Annotated in this window: 3 protein-coding genes; 2 read left to right on the top strand and 1 reads right to left on the bottom strand. The window is 72.6% G+C overall.

Translation table 11 applies throughout. From position 1 onward, the window contains the following. Positions 1–1,177: hypothetical protein (locus VFW24_02335; GenBank protein HEX5265584.1), on the top strand; the 1,177-nt coding region annotated here is incomplete at its 5' end. A gap of 54 nt (positions 1,178–1,231) precedes the next feature. Here VFW24_02335 and VFW24_02340 read toward each other — a convergent pair. After that, positions 1,232–2,197, bottom strand: coding sequence for an aldo/keto reductase (locus tag VFW24_02340; protein ID HEX5265585.1), 966 nt, complete (start codon positions 2,195–2,197; stop codon positions 1,232–1,234). 48 nt (positions 2,198–2,245) lie between these two features. Here VFW24_02340 and VFW24_02345 point away from each other — a divergent pair, with 48 nt between their 5' ends. Then, a complete protein-coding gene (locus VFW24_02345; GenBank protein ID HEX5265586.1) occupies positions 2,246–2,608 on the top strand; it encodes an MmcQ/YjbR family DNA-binding protein in 363 nt (120 codons plus the stop codon). Positions 2,609–2,740 lie beyond the last annotated feature (132 nt).

Genomic DNA, 2,740 nt, shown 5'->3' on the forward strand with positions numbered 1-2,740 from the left:
CGCGCTCCTCGATCCGTTCGCGTCGTTGCTGCTGGGCATGGACTACGCCGACCCGGCCGTCCGGCCCCTCCTCGACCGGGCGCTGGCTCCCCTCGCGCCCGGCGCCCGCCTGCGGGTGGTCGGGACCGATCCCCACCTGCCGGTTCACCTGGCCCCCTGGGCCCGGGCCCGGGGTCACCGCGTCGACGGCGATGTGATCACCCGGGGCGACGCCGCCGACCGGCGCCTGGCCGGTGCCCAGCGGGCGGGGGAACCGGGGACCGTCGTCGACCACCCGCCAGCGGAGTGGGGACTGGCCGCCCGGGGCGCCCTCATCGAGGACGGTGGACCGCCGTTGCCCCTGGCCGATCTCGATCGGCGCGACGAGGTCTGGGCCGACCTGGCCCCCAGGCTCTACGCCCAGGCCGCGGCCGGCCAGTGGGACCCGGCCACCGCTGTGGACTGGGCCCATCCGGGCCTTCCCGACGACGTCGAGAGCGCCGTGGTGCAGCTGATGACCTACCTGATCGAGAACGAGCTGGCCGCCCTGACGGTCCCGGCCCGGTTCCTGGCCCGGATCCATCCCCACTTCCGGGAAGTGGTCCAGTTCCTCGCCACGCAGCTGGCCGACGAGGCCCGCCACGTCGAGGTGTTCACCCGCCGGGCGTGCCTGTCGGGCCGACCCCTGGGGGTCTCCGGAGCGGGAGGCCGGGCATCCCTGCAGACCCTTCTTGACGAACCCGACTGGGCCACCGCGTCGTTCCTGCTCTCCGTCCTCGGGGAAGGCACCTTCCTCTCGTTGCTCGCCTTCCTGGACCGCTACGCCCCGGATCCGGTCACATCCCGGATTGCCCGTCTGGCTCTCCAGGACGAGGCCCGCCACGTCGCCTTTGCCCTCGGCCACCTCGGCGAGCACCTGGCCGCCGACCGGCACTACCGCAACCGCTTGCGCGCCGCGACCGAACGCCGCCACGACGCCCTCGCCTCCACGTCGGGCCTGTCCCCCGCCGTCCACGACGCCCTCGTGGTGGTCGCTGCCGGCTCATGGGCACCCGAGGCCATCGCCGCCGGCTGGGCCCGGGTGCAGTCGCTACAGGCCGAGATGGACGAGGGGCGCCGGCGGCGGCTCCTGCGCCTCGGCTTCTCCGACGCCGAGGCAACCGAGCTGTCCGCCCTGCACACCCGCAACTTCATGTAAGGCGCGCCACCAGATACGCCATACCCGCGTGGCTCTACCGGCCCGGCGGCGGAGTCAGACCGGCAACCGCCTGCGCAGCATCTTCGGCACCGCCGCTGCCCCCTGCACCGGCTGATACCGCTCCGCCGCCGAGGTGAGCTGGGCGTCCTCGTCGTCGGACAGCTCCAGATCCCCCGCCTCGGCGTTGCGGACCAGCTGGTCCACCGAGCTGGCGCCGGGTATGGCCACGGTGTTGGGGCGCCGGATCACCCACGCCAGCGCCACCTGGGCCGGCGTGGCCTCGTGGTTCTTGGCGATGTCGCGCAGTGCCATGAGCAGCTCGTGGGACCGCTCCAGGTTCTCGGGCAGGAAGTGCGGGTTCATCGACCGCACGCCCTTCGGCGTGTTGGTCCCGTCGTAGCGGGCCGACAGCAGCCCCTGTCCGAGCGGGCTGTAGGCGATGACCAGTCGCCCCTGCGACGAAGCCCACGGCACCAGGTCGGCCAGCGGGCGGCGGTCGACCAGGCTGAACTGCACCTGGTTCGACAGCACGGGCCGGCCGTAGACCGACTCCGCCTCCTGCCAGCGGGCCAGGCTGAAGTTGCTCACCCCGACGTGGCGCACCAGGCCGGCGTCCACCAGCCGGCGCATCCCCTCCATCTGCAGCCGGAGCGGGACCACGGGGTTGTTCTGGTGGATCTGGTACAGGTCGATGGTCTCGATGCCCAGCCGGCGGGCGCTCCGCTTGCCCCGCTGCTCGACGATGGCCGGGACCGGCATGACCGGGAAGATCTTGGTGGCCACGAACGCCTCGGCCCGCCGCCCGGCGATGGCCTGCCCCACGATCCGCTCCGACCGCCCGAAGGCGTAGGCCTCGGCGGTGTCCAGCAGGTTGATCCCGAGGTCGAGGGCCCGCTGGACGATCCGCCCCGCCTCCCCCTCGGCGTAGCCGGAGCCGTAGCCCCACTCCCGGCTCCCGAACTGCCAGCAGCCCACTCCGATAGCTGACAGCCGGACTCCACCCACCTCGACGTAGCGCATAACAGTCAATCTACGCTGCCCCGGCCGGCCCGCTCCATGGAGGTCGCTATGCCCCGCAAGACCAGCGCCGCCGCCAAGTGGGAGTCCCTCCGCAAGGCGGCCCTGGCCCTGCCGGGCACATGGGAGGACCACCCCTGGGGCGAGGTGGTGGTCAAAGTCGGAAAGAAGGTCTTCGTGTTCATGGGCCTGCCCGATGCCGACACCGTCCGGGTCACGGTCAAGCTCACCGAGGCTCACGACCACGCCCTCTCGATCCCCGACGCCGCCCCCGCCGGCTACGGGCTCGGCAAGTCGGGCTGGGTCTTCCTGCCGATCACCTCCGTCGAGCAGGACCTCCTCGAGGAGTGCCTGGAGGAGAGCTACCGCAACGTGGCGCCCAAGAAGCTGATCGCCGAGCTCGATCGCGCCTGACCCGGCGCTTACGCCAGGCTCTCGCAGTCCAGCAGCGGGTCCCACAGCCTCCCGGCGTAGCCGCCGAACCGGCTCCGCTCCCCATCCGCCCACCCGGCACCCGGCCACGGCCCCGCCACCTCGTAGTCCCTC

The sequence above is a fragment of the Acidimicrobiales bacterium genome, assembly GCA_036273495.1.
In the GTDB taxonomy this organism is placed as follows: domain Bacteria; phylum Actinomycetota; class Acidimicrobiia; order Acidimicrobiales; family JAJPHE01; genus DASSEU01.

Bases quoted from the DNA above. Each gene is read 5' to 3' on its own strand.
- VFW24_02340 (HEX5265585.1), bottom strand. From the start codon at position 2,197: ATGCGCTACGTCGAGGTGGGTGGAGTCCGGCTGTCAGCTATCGGAGTG.
- VFW24_02345 (HEX5265586.1), top strand. From the start codon at position 2,246: ATGCCCCGCAAGACCAGCGCCGCCGCCAAGTGGGAGTCCCTCCGCAAG.